Source organism: Rhodococcus sp. NPDC127593 (genome assembly GCF_042671975.1).
Taxonomy (GTDB): Bacteria; Actinomycetota; Actinomycetes; order Mycobacteriales; family Mycobacteriaceae; genus Rhodococcus_F.
The window spans coordinates 64,149-79,768 of sequence record NZ_JBHXWI010000048.1 but is presented as its reverse complement, the minus strand read 5'-3'; the positions used below and the strand labels follow the sequence as shown (position 1 = coordinate 79,768).

Genomic DNA, 15,620 nt, shown 5'->3' with positions numbered 1-15,620 from the left:
CTAGCCCAAACATCTACCTTCACAAAATGATCCGGCTCCGCAAGCTACGCCGGATGCTATCGCCTGCCACTCACCTTCAGCATTTTCCGGTCAGGAGGCTGAGGAATGCCAGCATTCTTCGGGCCGGAGGGCCCAGGTCGCATCGACATCAGTCGGCTCATGAGTCGCTCCACCCAGGAGCTCATGGCTGCTGCTGCCCGTTTCGCCGCAGGTCGTGGCGATGCGGAACTCGATGCACTCCACGTTCTGCGCGTCATGACAGAACACGAACCCGTCACCTCTCTGATGCGCCGCGCAGGCGCCGACACGTCGGCCGTCGCCGATGCCGTCGAACTGCGTCTGCCCCAGAGCCGCGACACCTCAGGCTTTGCGACACCCGCACTGAGCGGCGCGCTGAAGACGGCGCTGCTCGAGGCGCACCAACTCGCGCGCGCCCTCGGTTCCACCTACATCGATCCCGAGCACCTCTTCCTGGCGCTCGCCGCGGATCAGGACCACGCCGCCGGACGCCTGCTCGCGTCCGAGGGAATCACCCCGGAGCGTCTGCAGACCGCGGTGCAGGGTGGATCGGTGGAGGAGGAGTCCTCGAACTCCGAGACCCCCACGCTCGACAAGTACGGCTTCGACCTCACCGAACGCGCACGCGGCGGCGGAGTCGACCCGGTGATCGGGCGCGCCGACGAGATCGAGCAGACCATCGAGATCCTGTCGCGCCGCACCAAGAACAACCCCGTGCTGGTCGGTGAGGCCGGCGTCGGCAAGACGGCGGTCGTCGAGGGCCTGGCCCAGCGCATCGTCGACGGCGAGGTCCCCGACCGCCTGACGGGCAAGCGCATCGTCCAGCTCGACCTGTCGAGCATGGTGTCGGGCACCCGGTACCGCGGCGACTTCGAGGAACGCCTCAACAAGGTGATCGACGAGATCTCGGCCCACTCGGACGAGCTGATCGTCTTCATCGACGAGGTCCACTCCATCGCCGGTGCCGGTGGCGGCGCCGACGGCGCGATGGATGCGGGCAACATCCTCAAGCCGAAGCTTGCCCGTGGTGAGCTGCACATCGTCGGTGCGACGACGCTCGACGAGTACCGCAAGCACATCGAGAAGGATCCGGCGCTCGAACGCCGCTTCCAGCCGGTGACGGTGGCGGAGCCGAGTGCCCCGGATGCGGTGGCGATCCTGTCCGGTCTGCGTGACCGGTACGAGGAGCACCACGGCGTCCGCTACACGGACGAGGCGATTGCGGCCGCCGTCGAGCTGTCGGCCCGCTACATCGGTGACCGCTTCCTGCCGGACAAGGCGATCGACCTGATCGACCAGGCCGGAGCCCGGTTGCGGCTGCGGATGCCGAGCGTCGATGTCGAGGCTCTGCGGGCGAAGCTCGCGGAACTCGAGCAGGCCAAGGAGCAGGCCGTCGCTGACGAGCAGTACGAGAAGGCTTCCCGACTGCGCGACGAGGCCATGGAGGTCCAGGCCCGGATCGACGGGAAGGCGGTCGGCGCGTCCGACGTCGCGCCCGAGGTGACCGCCGAGCAGATCGCCGAGGTCGTGTCCCGGGCCACCGGAATCCCGGCCAGCCAGATGACCGAGGAGGAGAAGGAACGCCTCCGCCGGCTCGAGGACGAATTGCATCGCCGTGTCATCGGCCAGGACGACGCTGTGCGGGCCATCGCCCGGGCAGTGCGCCGCAGCCGCACCGGCATGAACGATCCGGATCGCCCCGTGGGAAGCTTCCTGTTCCTCGGACCGACCGGTGTCGGCAAGACCGAGCTGGCGAAGGCGCTGGCCGCCACGCTGTTCGGTGACGAGAACAAGATGCTGCGACTCGACATGAGCGAGTTCGGTGAACGTCACACGGTCAGCCGGCTCGTCGGTGCCCCTCCCGGCTATGTCGGATACGGGGAGGCGGGACAGCTCACCGAGCAGGTCCGCCGGAACCCGTACTCGGTGATCCTGCTCGACGAGATCGAGAAGGCGCACCCCGACGTGTTCAACACGCTGCTGCAGGTGCTCGACGACGGTCGGCTCACGGACGGTCAGGGCCGGACGGTGGATTTCAAGAACACCGTTCTGATCATGACCAGCAACCTGGGATCCGACATCATCTCCAGCAAGTCGGGTGCGCTGGGATTCAGCACCGGTGACGCGGAGGCTTCGGAGAAGCCATTGCGGGATCGGGTGATGGGCCGGCTGCGCGAGTCGATGCGTCCCGAGTTCCTGAACCGGATCGACGAGATCGTAATCTTCCGCAAGCTCGACACCGAGCAGCTGCACCGGATCACGGACCTGCTGCTGGACGACAGCCGGAAGCGGCTGCAGTCCAAGGGCATCGAGATCTCGTTCAGCGAGGACGCGGTCGACTGGATTGCCGAGCACGGACACCAGCCCGAGTTCGGGGCGCGTCCGTTGCGCAGGTCGATCCAGCGGGCCGTCGACGATCGGATCGCCGATCTGCTGCTCGACGACGTCCTCGTCAAGGGTGGCAGCATCGCGGTCGGAGTGTCCGACGACGAGTTGGATCTCGTGGTCGGCTGATCCCCGACGTGAGTGGCAGAGTGTGCTTCCGCACGCTTTGCCACTCACGTGTGTGGGTAGCCCCTTGCCCGCCCTCGCCGTCTCGGATCAGCACCCGGTGATGAGATGTGCGTTGTGCACTGTCACCTGTGCCGTGTGCAGGGCTGCAGTGTGATCCGGGTGTGTGCCCGGAGCGTTGCCCTCCACGCCGGAGAAGAGCCGAATTACCGTCGACTCGCGGTGCGTGCTCGCCTCCGAGACGGTTACCTACTACCCAGCTTTTGTTCAGTCGAGCAGCTCGACCTCCCAATTCTCCTTCTGCACTTGCAGATCGACTTCGCGGATCTGCCGGGCGAGATCGTCTGCCGTCCGCCGCAGGTCCCGGACGGGCAACGCCGCGACGAAGACGAGTTCGGAGCGGAGTTGCCTGCCGTATCGGTCCTGCTCACGACCGGAGGCGGCATCCGCGGCGGCGGACACCACCCGGTGTCGGATTCGCAGCATGTCCCGGCGGGCCAGCGCGTCCGTGATGCTCGCGTCACCCAGTGGCGCAGCGGTATTCGTCCGATTGATCCTTCGAACGAGGATCTCCAGACGGTCCAGGACCTCCTCGAGTTCGACGAGGAGCGCCGCGGCGTCCTCCGCCGGCGACTCACCCTCTTGATGCCGTGCATTCGTGAGGATTCGCGACTTCAGGTGCTCCACCCGACGCGTCAGATCGCCGCGTTCGGCCAGTGCCTCAGCCAACTTCATGGGTACCTCCTTTCTCGAAATCGGTGTAGGGCATCGCAAATTGAGGGAAGGGAAAAGACCTGCGAGGAGCCGAAGGGTCGCGGCACCGCGAAGGTAGCGAGCGAAGCGCGTCGAACGCGCGGGTGAATTCCCCGAACCGTTGTGCCGGAGAGATATCTCGGTGGGCGCTCATGCGCCTTTCGTCGAGTCGAATTCGAGCATCTTCAATAAGTACCACATCCCCGCCCGTGTGGCGACAGTCGATTCGCCCGAGGTGAGTGCCGAAGTGTGTTCCGCCGTTCTTCGGCACTCACGTGCTGGTAAGGGCGACTATCGTCGAGGGCATGCGAGCGGAAGACGGCGAATTGACCTCCAAGCACCAACCGTTGCTGGTGCTCAGCAAGATCACGGAGATCCTCGATGCCTTCAGCCTGACGCGTCCGTCGATGACGCTGGGCGAGATTCACCAGGCGACGGGTCTGCCGACGTCGACGGTCCAACGGCTGGTCAGCAACCTGGTGGCGCAGGAATTCCTCGACCGGTCCGGCGACCAGATCCGGATCGGCGTGAAGATGGCGTTCTGGGCCGCGACGGCCACCAAGGGACTCGACATTCTGGCTGTCGTCACGCCGGTGCTGAAGGAGATCCGCGACGCCACCGGCGAGACCGCCAGCTTCTTCCGGGTCGAGCAGGGCTACCGCGTGTGTGTGGCCATCGCGGAGACCGAGCACGCGCTGCGCCGGAACATGTACGTCGGGAAGATCGTCCCCCTGCCCGCGGGATCGGCGGGAAGGGTGTTGCTCGCCTGGAACCCGGACCTCACCGAACAGGTCCTCGCCGGCCCCATCGAACCGATGACCGAGGGCACCGTCACCGACACCGCCGTGCTCCGCGAACTGATCCACCAGGCCCGGGCCGACGGGTACGCCATCACCGCGGGGGAGCGGGAGGACAGCGCCTCGGGATTGGCTGCGCCCGTGTTCGATTCGTCCGCCGACGTGATCGGTGCTCTGGCGATCAGCGGGCCGACACTGCGCATGCCTCGTGAACAGTGCGAGAAGTGGGTGGATCTGCTCGTCGGCAGCGCCGAGCAGGTCACCCGGACGCTGGGTGGCCGCTACCCGTCATGAGCTGCGCCGCGATCATGCGGCCGGCGTCGTGCATGGCCACGGCGTCCGTGGCGACGAGGACACCGGCGAACCGGGACCGGTAGTCGCCGAGATCGTCGCCGACGGAGCCGACCACGGCGTACACCGGGGTGGTGCCCGCGCGGGCGAGAATCGCGGAGATGATCTTGCCCGCTTTCGTCTGTCCGTCGAGCCTGCCTTCGCCGACGACGATCGCGGACGCGTCCGCGGCCAGCGTGTCGAAGCCGATCACGTCGAGAATGTAGTCGGCGCCCGAGCGTAGTTCGGCGCCGTACCGCGCCCACATCCCGCCGGAGAACCCGCCGGCCGCGCCGGTCGCGTCGATCCTCGACGGGTCGCGCGGCAGAGCCCGCGCCTTCGCCTCGAGTTGCCGCGTGAGGAGTTGCACGGTGCCCGCGTCGGCGCCCTTCTGCGGTCCGAACACCCTGGCGGCGTCGACGTATCGGGTGGTGACGTCGGTCAGCACGGTGACGGAGGCGCCCCGGAGTCCGCCGCCCGCCTCGATGGCGGCGATGGCCCCGGTGCCGCCGTCCGTGGTGGCGGATCCGCCGGCCGCGACGACGATGCGCCGGGCACCGCGCCGGGCGGCGTCGGCGACGAGCATCCCGGTGCCGTAGGTGGTGGCGGTGACCGGGTCGCGGGGGCCGTCGTGCGGCGTGGTGATCCCGGAGGCGGCGGCGATCTCGATGACCGCGGTCCCGTCGTCGGACAGCCCGTACGTCGGCCGGCACGGGCAGCCCCAGGGGTTGCGGGACCGGGTGGTGACCGGGCGCAGTCCGAGGAGGACGGTGAGGACGTCGAGGGTGCCCTCGCCGCCGTCGGCGACCGGCAGCCTGATCGCGGCACTGCCGGACGACTCGACCCCGGTGGCGACGGCGTCGGCGACCTCGCCTGCGGTGTAGGTGCCCTTGAAACTGTCGGGGGCGATCAGAACCGTCATGAGCCCCAGGCTTCCGGGTTGACCGGATGCGGGGGAATCCGGTTCTGCGCCATGGCCACGGCGTTCTCGGCGCACAGCCGCGCCATCTCGGCGCGCACCGACACCGTGGCGCTGCCGAGGTGGGGGAGCAGGACCGTGTTCGACAGTTCCGCGAGCCCCGGGGCGAGCGCGGGTTCGTCCTCGTAGACGTCCAGTCCGGCCCCGGCGATCTCCCCCGATTTCAGGGCGGCGACGAGGGCGGCTTCGTCGACGACGGGACCGCGGGCCGTGTTGATCAGGATCGCGGACGGTTTCATCGCCGCCAGCACACCCGCATCGACCAGGTGGCGGGTCTGCGCGTTGAGGGGCACGTGCAGCGACAGGTAGTCGCTGGTGGTGACGAGGGTGTCCCAATCTGTGTGGGTGACGAGTCCGGCGAATTCACCGAGCTCCTCGTCCGGCACCGGACGGTCGCCGGGAGGCCGCGGGCAGAACAGCACCTGCATCCCGAAGGCCAGTGCCCGTTTCGCGGTCGCCCGGGCGATCCGCCCGAAGCCGGCGAGACCCAGCGTGCGTCCCGAAACATCCTGGCCGAGAAGTAGGTTCGGCTCCCATCCGGTGAACTGTCCGGAGCGGATGAATGCGTCGGCCTCCACGGCGCGACGGGCGGTGGCCATGATCAGCAGCATCGCGACGTCGGCGGTGGCGTCGGTGAGCACACCGGGTGTGTTGCCGACGACTATCGAGTTCGCGGTGGCCGCACCGATGTCGACGTTGTTGAACCCGACCGCGTAGTTGGAGATGCCGCGGATCTTCGCCGCGGCCAGGAGGTCGGCGTCGAACGTGTCGCGCAGCTGGGACACCACCACGTCGTAGTCGCCGGACACGCAGACCTCCCGCAGCCGGGCGGCGTCCGGAAGGTCGTCGGGGACATCGACGCTACCCGCGGCGCGCAGCAGGGTCAGCGCGGGTTCGGGGATCGGAGTGGTGACGTAGAACCGGGCGCCGCTCATCGGCCGCCGCCGATAACCCACTCGAACGCGGTGGCATTGGAACGCGCGCCCTGGGCGGCCTTGGACCGGTTGGCTTCGCCGAGTTCGGCGAGGGTCTTCTCGGACAGTTCCACGAGGGATCCGAACGTGCTGGGGTTCAGCCAGTCCGGGCGGGTGGCGAACAGCAGGTCCTCGCTGGCGGTGTTGCCGCTGGCGCCGGGCGCGAACGGGCAGCCGCCGAGTCCGCCGAGGGCGCCGTCGACGGTCATCGCTCCGGCCGCGACCGCGGCGAGACTGTTCGCGACCCCCAGACCCCAGGTGTCGTGGCCGTGGAAGACGATGCCGCGCTGCGGGGTTTCGAGCCGTACCCGGGAGACGAGGGAGTACACCTCGGCGGGGACGGCCTGGCCGAGGGTGTCGCAGACGACGACGTCGACGGCGCCGTGGGCGCGCGGATCGTTGGCGATGTCGATGACCCGCTGCTCCGGCACTCTGCCCTCGAACGGGCAGGTGAACGACGTTGCGATGCACAGCTGGATGCTGCCGCCGACCTCCTGCGCGAGTTCGATCGCGGCGGGCATCGCGGCGAGGCTGTCCTCGGTGGAACGTCCGATATTCGCCTGGTTGTGGGAATCGGAGGCGGAGAAGCAGTACTGGAAATGGCGTGCGCCGGCGGCGGCGGCCTTCTCCACGTGCCGGGGCGTCGCCACCCACACCCAGCAGTGATCCAGTTCCTCCGGGGTCAGTTCCGAGATCACCTCGACGGTGTTCGCCATCGGCGGGACGAGGTCGGGGCGGGCCATCGACCCGATCTCGAGCGCGGGCACGCCGAGTTCCAGGAGCCGCCGGGCGATCTCGAGCTTCCGGGCGGTGGGCAGCATCTTGCCCGTCAACTGCAATCCGTCACGCAGGGTGACGTCGCGGAGCAGGGTGCGTGATTCGAAGGACTGCGTCATGAGAGGCCACCTACTGTGTCGTTGACGATGGAGTCGATCTGTTCCGGGGTCATGCCGAGCAATGTCTCGAGGACCTCCCGGGTGTGCTCGCCGAGGTCGGGGCCGACGCTGCGGATGGGCAGCGACTTTCCGCCGATCACCGGGACGATGCCGGGGAACCCGACCTGCTTCGGCTCGGCCTCACCGGTGTCGACGGTGAACTGCTGAATCATGTTGCGGGCCGCGTACTGCTCGTCGCTGCAGATGTCGGCGGCGGTGTTGATCGGACCCGACGGCACCCCGGCGGTGTCGAGGATCTTCAGCGCCTCGTCACGCGAGTACTGGATCGTCCACTCACCGATCGCCGTGTCGAGTTCGTCGCGGCGCGCCCACCGTCCGGCGTTGGTGGACAGGTCCGGGTCGGCGCCGAGGTCGGGGCGGCCGATGGTGTCCATGTAGCGCTGGAAGATGGCGTCACCGTTGCCGGCGATGATGATGCTGTTGCCGTCGTTGCAGATGTACGCGTTCGACGGGGCGATGCCTTCCATCCGGCCGCCGACGCGTTCGCGTTTGATGCCGTACGCGAGATAGTCGGGGATCAGCGACTCCATCATCGACAGGATCGATTCGTTGAGTGCGACGTCGATGATCCGATGCGGCAGGGACGGGCCCGGCGTTCCGGCGACCTTCGCGGCCTCACGCTGGAACAGGGCCATCACCGCCCCGAACGCCGCGTAGAGGCCGGCGATCGAGTCGCCGATCGACACCCCCACCCGCACCGGTGGCCGGTCCGGGTCGCCGACGAGTTCGCGGAATCCGCCGGCGGCCTCCGCGACCGCGGCGAACCCCGGCCGCTGCGACATCGGCCCGGTCTGCCCGAACGCCGAGATGCGGGTGATCACCAGGTCCGGATTGGCCGCGTTCAACGCGTCCGGTCCGATGCCCCATTTCTCCAGGGTGCCGGGCCGGAAGTTCTCCAGCAGGATGTCGCACTTGGCGGCGAGATCCAGGACGAGCCGGCGGCCCTCCTCGGTGCGCAGGTCCAGCACGATCGACTTCTTGTTGCGGTTGATCGTGCGGTACAGCATCGAGGTGTCGCCGGAGTAGAGCCGCCAGTTGCGCAGTTCGTCGCCGGTCTTCGGGCGTTCCACCTTGATGACCTCGGCCCCGAAGTCGGCGAGCATCCGGCCCGCCGTCGGAGCGGCGATGTAGTTACCCAGCTCGAGTACCCGAACCCCGTCGAGTGGCCGAATGGTGTTGTCGGAGAACATGGTGATCCTTAACTGATAGTGACGCTCAGAGAACGAGGCTCATGGGCAGGACGAGCAGTATTGCGACGACTGATGCCACCGATACTCCCACCGAACACGTCTTCAGCGTGCCTCGTGTGGTCTGACCCATCAAGGACTGCAGCAGCCAGAAGGTGTTGCTGGTGACGTGCACCGCGAACAGGGAGCCGGCGCCGGCCGCGAGGGCGATGAGGACGGGGTCGAGGCCGAGGGTCGGTGCGATGGGTGCGAGGACGCCCGCGGCGGTGATGGCGGAGATCGTGACCGAGCCGACGGCGACGTGCAGGACGGCGGCGATCACCCAGACCATCAGCAGCGGAGCCGCGTGATTGGCGGTGAAGTACTTGCCGAGGATGTCCCCGAGCCCGGCCGCGGCGATGGTCGCAGCGAGGGACCCGCCGACACCGGTGAGGATGAGGATCTGGCCGCTCTCGCTGAAACCGCTGGCGATCGCCTTCTGGACGCGGTGCTGGCCGACGGTGAGCCGTCCGACGAAGCTGGTGCCGATCAGTCCGATCAGCAACGCGATGAGCGGCTCCGACGCGAACGAGATCACCGGGTTGCTGATCTCGGCGATGTCCAGGATCGCGCCGGTCGCGATGAGCAGGAGCGAGACGAGCAGAGGAGCGAGGAGGAGGATCAGGGGGCGGTCGTGTTCCGCGCGCTCGGCCGTGACCTCCGTGACGGTCGCGGCGCGTTGCGCCTGGGCGACGCCTCCGCCGGCATCGGGCCGAGGGGTGGTCCCGCCGCTGCCGCCGTCGGTCCACTCGTCCTCTTCGTCGTCGACGACCGTCTGATGGAAGTGCTCCTCGTCCTTCTCCGGGTTCCACCAACCGCGGGTGAACAGGAACGACATGATCGCGACCGAGATCGCCACGGTCGGGATCACCAGGATCAGCCCGAAGATCAGCATCTTGCCGAGCGGCACACCGAGAAGTCCGGCGAGGGCGAGGGCGCCCACACCGGGAACCATGAGCACGATGCCGCACTCCAGGCCGATGGCGAGGGCGGTGGCCATGCGTGCGGTGCCGACCCGGCCGACCTTCGGTGCGAGGTTGCGGGCGAGCGGCGCCGAAATCACGAGGAGGACGTCGAGGAAGATGGATTGCAGCAGCGTCGCGATGGTCAGCGACAACGCATAGGGCATTCGTTTGGGTCCGAACACGCGGAGCAGCGTTCCGACCAGGCGCTGGATCGCGCCCATTTCTTTCAGCATGGCGCCCATCAGGACGCCGAACGCGATCAGAAGTCCCACTTCGGCCATGATGTCGCCGAAACCGGTGCTGATGACGTCCACCGTTGCGGCCGTGCCGAGTCCCGTCGTGAGTCCGAGGTAGGCGGATCCGACGACCAATGACACCACTGGGTTGAACTTGAAACGCACGATCATCACAACGACCGCCGCGACGGCGACCGTGGTGTTGATCAGGATTGCTGCATCTGACATGTGGCGCGTCCTTATCGAGGAGGCGGGTAGTGACTGGTGTCACAGGTACACCCATATTATGAGCACACACTCACGATATAAGCAATGGGCCTTCGGCTCCGTGCGCCTTTTCGGTTGTTCCCGCTACCAGAAAGGCGCACGGGCCTGGATACTCGACGCATGGTCTCGCTGGATCCGTTTGCGGTGGGACGGCCGCCGGCCGCCGAGCGCAGAACGTCGGAGGACTGGAGCGAGATCCAACTCTGGTCCGATCGCGTGTACATGCCCTACGTGGTGCGTCCGCTCGGTGTCGGGCTGTTACCCCGGTCGAGCATGTACTCCACGAAGATCGGGGGCATCACGGTCACCCGGTTCTCCTACGGAATCCCCGTCTCGGTCGGCGACTTCTCGGCCGACGCCGGCAACGCGCTCGTTCTCACGACCATCCGGGGCAACGCCCGGCACCACCTCGACCACGACGTCACCGCGGACACACCGTCGGGTGACACGTTCGTCGCCGACTGCAGTCGCGTCGACTACCTCGTCGAGTTCTCCCCCGACCACGTCCAGCTCAATCTCACGGTCCCCCACATGTTGCTCGCCGACACGGCTGTGCGGTGGTGGGGATTCGACCCCGGAGATCTTCTCTGGCAACGCAAATGCGTCATCGGGGGCGGCGGATCCGGCTGGCAGGCGCTGCTCGGGTACGCCATGCGGACGACGAAAGAGCTACCCGGACACGCCACGGAGGGGCGCATCGGGCTCAACCTGCAGGAGTTGCTCGTCGGTCACCTGCTCACCGAATGGGCGGCTCGTGCCGGGGTGGACCCGGACAGGTCCACCGGCCCGGCGGCGCCCGGCTATGTGCGGCACGCCGTCCAGTACATCCGGGAGTACGCCCGCGAACTGCCGACCGCCTCCGACATCGCCGACGCGGTGGGTGTCAGCGTCCGCACCCTGTCCGGGTCGTTCCGGAAATACCTGGACACCACCCCGGCCGAATACGTGCGTGAGCAGCGGCTCCAGGGCATCCGGGAGGAACTGCTCACCGCATCGCCGGGGGAGACCGTCGCCTCCATCGCCGGCGCGTGGGGATACGTCAACCTCGGCCTCTTCGCGGCTGCCTACCGTCGCCGGTTCGGTGAGAATCCGTCGCAGACCAGGGCCTTCGGCCCCGTGAGCGGTTGACGAGTCCAGGGACTCCTCAACCACTCACGGGCGCAGCCTAGAGCTCCGCGCGGACCAGCTTCGCCGCGTCGACGAGGTTGCGCAGCGACGCCTCGACCTCGGCGGGACCACGGGTTTTCAGCCCGCAGTCGGGGTTGACCCAAAGCCGTTCCACCGGCACCGCCTTCAACGCCTCCCGCAGCGACGCCGCGATCTCCTCGACGCCGGGCACCCGCGGCGAGTGGATGTCGTACACGCCCGGACCGACGCCGAGGTCGAAGCCGACGGCGTTGAGGTCGTCGAGGACCTCCATGTGCGAGCGGGCCGCCTCGATGGAGGTGACGTCGGCGTCGAGCCTCGCGATGGCCTCGATGACCTCACCGAACTCCGAGTAGCAGAGGTGGGTGTGGATCTGCGTCGAGTCGGAGACCCCGGACGTCGCGAGACGGAACGCCCCGACCGACCAGTCGAGGTACGCCGGCTGATCCGCGGCCCGCAGGGGCAGCAGTTCGCGCAGCGCGGGCTCGTCCACCTGGACGATCCGGATGCCCGCACCCTGCAGGTCCACCGTTTCGTCGCGGATGGCCAGCGCCACCTGGTTGGCCGAGGCGGCCGGCGGCTGGTCGTCGCGCACGAACGACCACGCCAGGATCGTCACCGGACCGGTGAGCATGCCCTTCACCGGACGCTGCGTGAGCGACTGCGCGTACGTGATCCATTCGACGGTCATCGGGTTGCTGCGGCGCACGTCGCCGTACAGGATCGGCGGGCGGACGCAGCGGCTGCCGTACGACTGCACCCAGCCGTTGTCCGTCGCGAAGAACCCGTCCAACTGTTCGGCGAAGTACTGCACCATGTCGTTGCGTTCCGGTTCGCCGTGCACCAGCACGTCGAGGTCCAGCTTCTCTTGCAGCGCAACCACATCGGCGACCTCGGCGCGCATCCGGTTCAGGTACTCGGCCTCGTCGATCTCACCCTTGCGCCGCGCCGCGCGCGCGACGCGGATCTGCGTCGTCTGCGGGTACGAGCCGATGGTCGTGGTCGGCAGCACCGGAAGCGACAGCGCCGACTGGACCTCCCGTCGTTCCGCCGCGGGACTGCGCCCCGGATCGGACGCGGTGAGCGCGTCCAGCCGGGCACGGACCGTGGCGTCGTGCAGACGCGGGTCGGTGTTGCGGGTGGACGCCGCCGCGCGGGCGAGCGCGAATTCGTCGTCGACGGACTCGCGACCGCTGGTCAGTGCGGTGCCGAGCGTGACGACCTCGCGGACCTTCTCGGTCCCGAACGCCAGCCACGACCGCAGCGCCTTGTCGAGGCCGGTTTCCGCGTCGAGCGTGTACGGGACGTGCAGCAGCGAGCACGACGTCGAGACGGCGAGCGAGCCGGTGCTGCCCAGCAGGGTGCCGAGCGAGGCCAGTGCCGCGTCCAGGTCGGTGCGCCAGATGTTGCGTCCGTCGACGACGCCGGCAACGACGTGCTTGCGGGTCAGATCGGGAACCGTGGCGAGAGTGTCGGATCCGGCGACCAGGTCGATCGCGATTCCCTCGACACCGGTCGAGGCGATCGCGGGGAGTGCATCGCCGAGGCTGCCGAAGTAGGACGCGACGAGGATCGCCGGTCGCGACGCGACCGCGGACAACCGGTCGTAGGCTCGCTTGGCCGCCGCGATCTCCTCCGGTGTGCGGTCGGCGACGAGCGCGGGTTCGTCGACCTGCACCCACTCGGCGCCCGCGTCGGCGAGCCGGCCGAGCAGGTCCGCATACAGCGGGACGAGTTCGTCGAGGCGGTCGAGGAGGGGTGCGTCCGAGCCGACGGCCTTCGACAGCAGCAGGAACGTGACCGGACCCACCACCACCGGTCGGGCCGGAATGCCCAGGGCACGTGCCTCTTCGAGTTCGCGGAGCACCTTCGCCGGGTCGAGGGCGAACGTCGTCGACGGGGAGATCTCCGGCACCAGATAGTGGTAGTTGGTGTCGAACCACTTGGTCATCTCGAGCGGGGCGACCGTGTCGTTGCCGCGGGCGGCGGCGAAGTAGCGGTCGAGGTCGTTCTCGATGCCGGCGACACGGTCGGGCAGGGCACCGAGCATCGCCGCGGTGTCCAGCACATGGTCGTAGTACGAGAACGTGTTGACGGGAACGGAGTCGAGCCCGGCATCGCGCAGGCTCGTCCAGGTCTGGCGTCGCAGATCCCGGGCGAGAGCGTCGAGCGCTTCGGCGTCGAGGCGTCCGGCCCAGTACGACTCGACGGCCTTCTTCAGTTCGCGATTCGGACCGATGCGAGGTGAGCCCAGCACGGTCGCGGTGAAAGTGAATGTCACGGTATCTCCAGTTGCGTACGCGGTACGGCTACCACCGGCAAACGGGTACACCTCTCGAGCCCAGGGACGTGCTGCAGCGCGAGAAGGTCTACACGCCCAATCCACGAGGCGGTCACCGTCGGGCACGGCGTGCCCGACACAGTCGGCAGGTCTTCGGACTCGCAGGCAGCCGGTGTGAAATCACACCGGACCTAGTGGCCGTCGCTTCCCAGGCTGTGTGCCCAGTGCATGGTGACGGCGGTCGTTCCTGCTCACCGCTGCGGGACAGTCCCGGATTCTCACCGGGTTCCCTCTCACACGCGAACTCCGGGGAGTCCGACGTGCTTCGACGCCAGGTGCGGTCTTCGGGGCTCCTCACGACCGTGCCGGGCGAACCAGCTGCACGGGCCAGCATAGGCCTTCGGCCCGTGCGCCTTTTTGGTAGCCCCAACTACCAAAAAGGCGCACGGGCGCGAAGCGCCTAAAGCCAGCCGTTCGACTCCGCGGCGCGGACGGCCTCGGCGCGGGTGCTGGCCCCGGTCTTGCCGATCGCCGCCGACAGATGGTTGCGCACGGTACCTGCGGACAGGAACAGTGCGGCCGCGATCGACGCGACCGGCGCACCGTCCCGCGCCGCCCGCAGCACGTCGGTCTCGCGGTCGGTGAGCGGCGATTCCCCGCTGACGAGGCTGTCGGCGGCGAGAGCGGGGTCGACGACGCGCAGCCCGGCATGGACGCGACGTACGGCGTCGGCGAGCTGCCGGGCCGGGGTGTCCTTCACGACGAACCCCGACGCACCAGCCTTGAGTGCCTTGCGCAGGTAGCCGGGACGACCGAACGTCGTCACGATCAGGACGCGGGTCTGCGGCACCTCGTCCCGCAGTGCCGCGGCCGCGGCGATCCCGTCCAGACCGGGCATTTCGACGTCGAGCAGCGCGACGTCGGGGGAGTGCTCGCGCGCCGCCGCGACGACCTCGTCGCCGCGCCCGACCTCCGCGACGACCGTCAGGTCCGCCTCCAGGTCCAGCAGGGCGGCGAGGGCCCCGCGGACGAGTGCTTGATCGTCGGCGAGCAGCAGCCGGATCGTCACGGGACCTCTTCCGTCAGCACGTGCAACGAGAATCCGCCGGGTTGCGGATGGGTGATGACGACCCGGGCTCCGGCGGCGGCGGCGCGCTCCCGAAGGCCCACCAGCCCGTTCCCGTGCGCGGATTCACTACAGCCGGAGCCGTCGTCGACGACGGTGACCTCGCGTTCACCCACCGTGACCGAGCAGTGCGTCGCACCGCTGTGCCGGACCACGTTCGTGACACCTTCGCGGACCGTCCACGCGAACAACTCGCGCAGCCCGGTGGGCACCGACTCGGTGCTGTTGGGCAGCTCGGCCTCGATTCCGGCCGACCGCAGCGCTTCCCCGGCCCGGGCGATCTCCACCGGAAGCGACAGTCCCCGGATTCCCTGCACGGCCTGCCGGACATCCGCGAGCGCGTCGCGGGAAAGACGTTCCAGGTCTGCCACTTCCGTGCGGGCCCGGTCGACGTCGATGTCGAGGAGCCGGCCCACGAGTTCGGCCTTGACGGTGATGACGGTGAGGGAGTGCCCGAGGATGTCGTGGAGGTCGCGGGCCATCCGGGTGCGTTCCTCCTGCACCGCGAGTCGTTCGCTCTTCTCCCGTTCCCGGAGGAGTTCGATGTTGCGGTTGATCAGCTTGGTCACCCCGAACATCGCGAACGCGGCCGCGCAGACCCCCAGCGAGAGTCCGGTGCCCGACCCCCAGTCCATCACCGCGGAGATCACTTCCACGAGAACCGCGACGGTCAGGGCGGTGATCCCGCCGAGCCACGCGGGGAACAGCATGACCGCGGAGACCGCGAGGAAGACGGCGGCGGACAGACCCGACGACCCGACAGCGACCACCATGACGGCTGCGAGCCCGAACAACGCCACCACGAGCGGCACCGCCTGGTTCAGCGGTGGCCGAAACTCGTTGTGCGCGCGCCGGGTATGCGACCACCGGAACATCGCGAGGTACGTCACCGCGAAGGCGAGCGTGGCGATCATCCCGATCCAGCCGCGGACGTGATCGCGGTCGTTCCAGCCGTCGAGCAACGGCTGGAACAGGAAGATCGTCCACGCGGCGGCGAAAACGAATCCGAAACGGCCCCATCGTCTGGTCACGACGGGGCCGTCCGGGGTGGTCAC

At 68.3% G+C, this 15,620-nt stretch carries 12 protein-coding genes and 1 riboswitch; of the genes, 3 read left to right on the top strand and 9 right to left on the bottom strand.

Going from position 1 to position 15,620, the window contains the following annotated elements; all coding sequences use genetic code 11:
* The first annotated feature begins 105 nt into the window (after positions 1–105).
* Positions 106–2,532 carry an ATP-dependent Clp protease ATP-binding subunit gene (locus ACFVJ3_RS35480; protein ID WP_378456513.1) on the top strand — a complete coding sequence of 809 codons (2,427 nt, stop codon included), beginning with the start codon at positions 106–108 and terminating at the stop codon, positions 2,530–2,532.
* Positions 2,533–2,796: 264 nt separating this feature from the next.
* On the opposite strand, the gene ACFVJ3_RS35475 is transcribed toward ACFVJ3_RS35480, so the two are convergent.
* A complete protein-coding gene (locus ACFVJ3_RS35475) occupies positions 2,797–3,264 on the bottom strand; it encodes a DIP1984 family protein (protein WP_378456512.1) in 468 nt (155 codons plus the stop codon).
* 323 nt (positions 3,265–3,587) lie between these two features.
* Here ACFVJ3_RS35475 and ACFVJ3_RS35470 point away from each other — a divergent pair, with 323 nt between their 5' ends.
* A complete protein-coding gene (locus ACFVJ3_RS35470) occupies positions 3,588–4,373 on the top strand; it encodes an IclR family transcriptional regulator (protein ID WP_105413000.1) in 786 nt (261 codons plus the stop codon).
* Here the strand turns inward: ACFVJ3_RS35470 and ACFVJ3_RS35465 are convergent.
* The 5 genes from ACFVJ3_RS35465 to ACFVJ3_RS35445 are packed head-to-tail and all read right to left on the bottom strand — an operon-like array spanning position 4,339 to position 9,973.
* Positions 4,339–5,331: a glycerate kinase gene (locus ACFVJ3_RS35465; protein WP_378456511.1), complete on the bottom strand. Its 993-nt coding sequence runs from the start codon at positions 5,329–5,331 to the stop codon at positions 4,339–4,341. The genes ACFVJ3_RS35470 and ACFVJ3_RS35465 overlap by 35 nt on opposite strands.
* Positions 5,328–6,323: a 2-hydroxyacid dehydrogenase gene (locus ACFVJ3_RS35460; RefSeq protein ID WP_378456510.1), complete on the bottom strand. Its 996-nt coding sequence runs from the start codon at positions 6,321–6,323 to the stop codon at positions 5,328–5,330. Before ACFVJ3_RS35460 ends, ACFVJ3_RS35465 begins: the two co-directional genes overlap by 4 nt.
* Positions 6,320–7,258 (bottom strand): hydroxymethylglutaryl-CoA lyase, encoded by a 939-nt coding sequence (locus ACFVJ3_RS35455; RefSeq protein WP_378456509.1) that lies wholly within the window; start codon positions 7,256–7,258, stop codon positions 6,320–6,322. The genes ACFVJ3_RS35460 and ACFVJ3_RS35455 overlap by 4 nt, the downstream gene beginning before the upstream one ends.
* Entirely contained in the window at positions 7,255–8,508 is a 1,254-nt protein-coding gene (locus ACFVJ3_RS35450) for a CaiB/BaiF CoA transferase family protein (RefSeq protein WP_378456508.1), read from the bottom strand. The genes ACFVJ3_RS35455 and ACFVJ3_RS35450 overlap by 4 nt, the downstream gene beginning before the upstream one ends.
* Positions 8,509–8,533: 25 nt before the next feature.
* Positions 8,534–9,973 (bottom strand): GntP family permease, encoded by a 1,440-nt coding sequence (locus ACFVJ3_RS35445; RefSeq protein WP_378456507.1) that lies wholly within the window; start codon positions 9,971–9,973, stop codon positions 8,534–8,536.
* A gap of 159 nt (positions 9,974–10,132) precedes the next feature.
* Here ACFVJ3_RS35445 and ACFVJ3_RS35440 point away from each other — a divergent pair, with 159 nt between their 5' ends.
* A complete protein-coding gene (locus ACFVJ3_RS35440) occupies positions 10,133–11,140 on the top strand; it encodes an AraC family transcriptional regulator (RefSeq protein ID WP_378456506.1) in 1,008 nt (335 codons plus the stop codon).
* Positions 11,141–11,177: 37 nt separating this feature from the next.
* Here the strand turns inward: ACFVJ3_RS35440 and metE are convergent, their stop codons facing one another.
* The 3 genes from metE to ACFVJ3_RS35425 form a co-directional block, all read right to left on the bottom strand.
* Complete coding sequence (gene metE / locus ACFVJ3_RS35435; protein ID WP_378456505.1) at positions 11,178–13,439, bottom strand: 5-methyltetrahydropteroyltriglutamate--homocysteine S-methyltransferase; 2,262 nt, start codon at positions 13,437–13,439, stop codon at positions 11,178–11,180.
* Positions 13,440–13,565: 126 nt separating this feature from the next.
* Positions 13,566–13,774: riboswitch (cobalamin riboswitch) on the bottom strand.
* Between the two features lie 125 nt (positions 13,775–13,899).
* On the bottom strand, positions 13,900–14,508 hold the full coding sequence (locus tag ACFVJ3_RS35430) for a response regulator (RefSeq protein WP_378456504.1): 609 nt from the start codon (positions 14,506–14,508) through the stop codon (positions 13,900–13,902).
* Entirely contained in the window at positions 14,505–15,620 is a 1,116-nt protein-coding gene (locus ACFVJ3_RS35425) for a sensor histidine kinase (RefSeq protein WP_378456503.1), read from the bottom strand. Before ACFVJ3_RS35425 ends, ACFVJ3_RS35430 begins: the two co-directional genes overlap by 4 nt.

Bases quoted from the DNA above. Each gene is read 5' to 3' on its own strand.
- ACFVJ3_RS35445 (WP_378456507.1), bottom strand. From the start codon at position 9,973: ATGTCAGATGCAGCAATCCTGATCAACACCACGGTCGCCGTCGCGGCG.
- ACFVJ3_RS35475 (WP_378456512.1), bottom strand. From the start codon at position 3,264: ATGAAGTTGGCTGAGGCACTGGCCGAACGCGGCGATCTGACGCGTCGG.
- ACFVJ3_RS35440 (WP_378456506.1), top strand. From the start codon at position 10,133: ATGGTCTCGCTGGATCCGTTTGCGGTGGGACGGCCGCCGGCCGCCGAG.
- ACFVJ3_RS35450 (WP_378456508.1), bottom strand. From the start codon at position 8,508: ATGTTCTCCGACAACACCATTCGGCCACTCGACGGGGTTCGGGTACTC.
- ACFVJ3_RS35470 (WP_105413000.1), top strand. From the start codon at position 3,588: ATGCGAGCGGAAGACGGCGAATTGACCTCCAAGCACCAACCGTTGCTG.
- ACFVJ3_RS35480 (WP_378456513.1), top strand. From the start codon at position 106: ATGCCAGCATTCTTCGGGCCGGAGGGCCCAGGTCGCATCGACATCAGT.
- ACFVJ3_RS35460 (WP_378456510.1), bottom strand. From the start codon at position 6,323: ATGAGCGGCGCCCGGTTCTACGTCACCACTCCGATCCCCGAACCCGCG.
- ACFVJ3_RS35465 (WP_378456511.1), bottom strand. From the start codon at position 5,331: ATGACGGTTCTGATCGCCCCCGACAGTTTCAAGGGCACCTACACCGCA.
- ACFVJ3_RS35455 (WP_378456509.1), bottom strand. From the start codon at position 7,258: ATGACGCAGTCCTTCGAATCACGCACCCTGCTCCGCGACGTCACCCTG.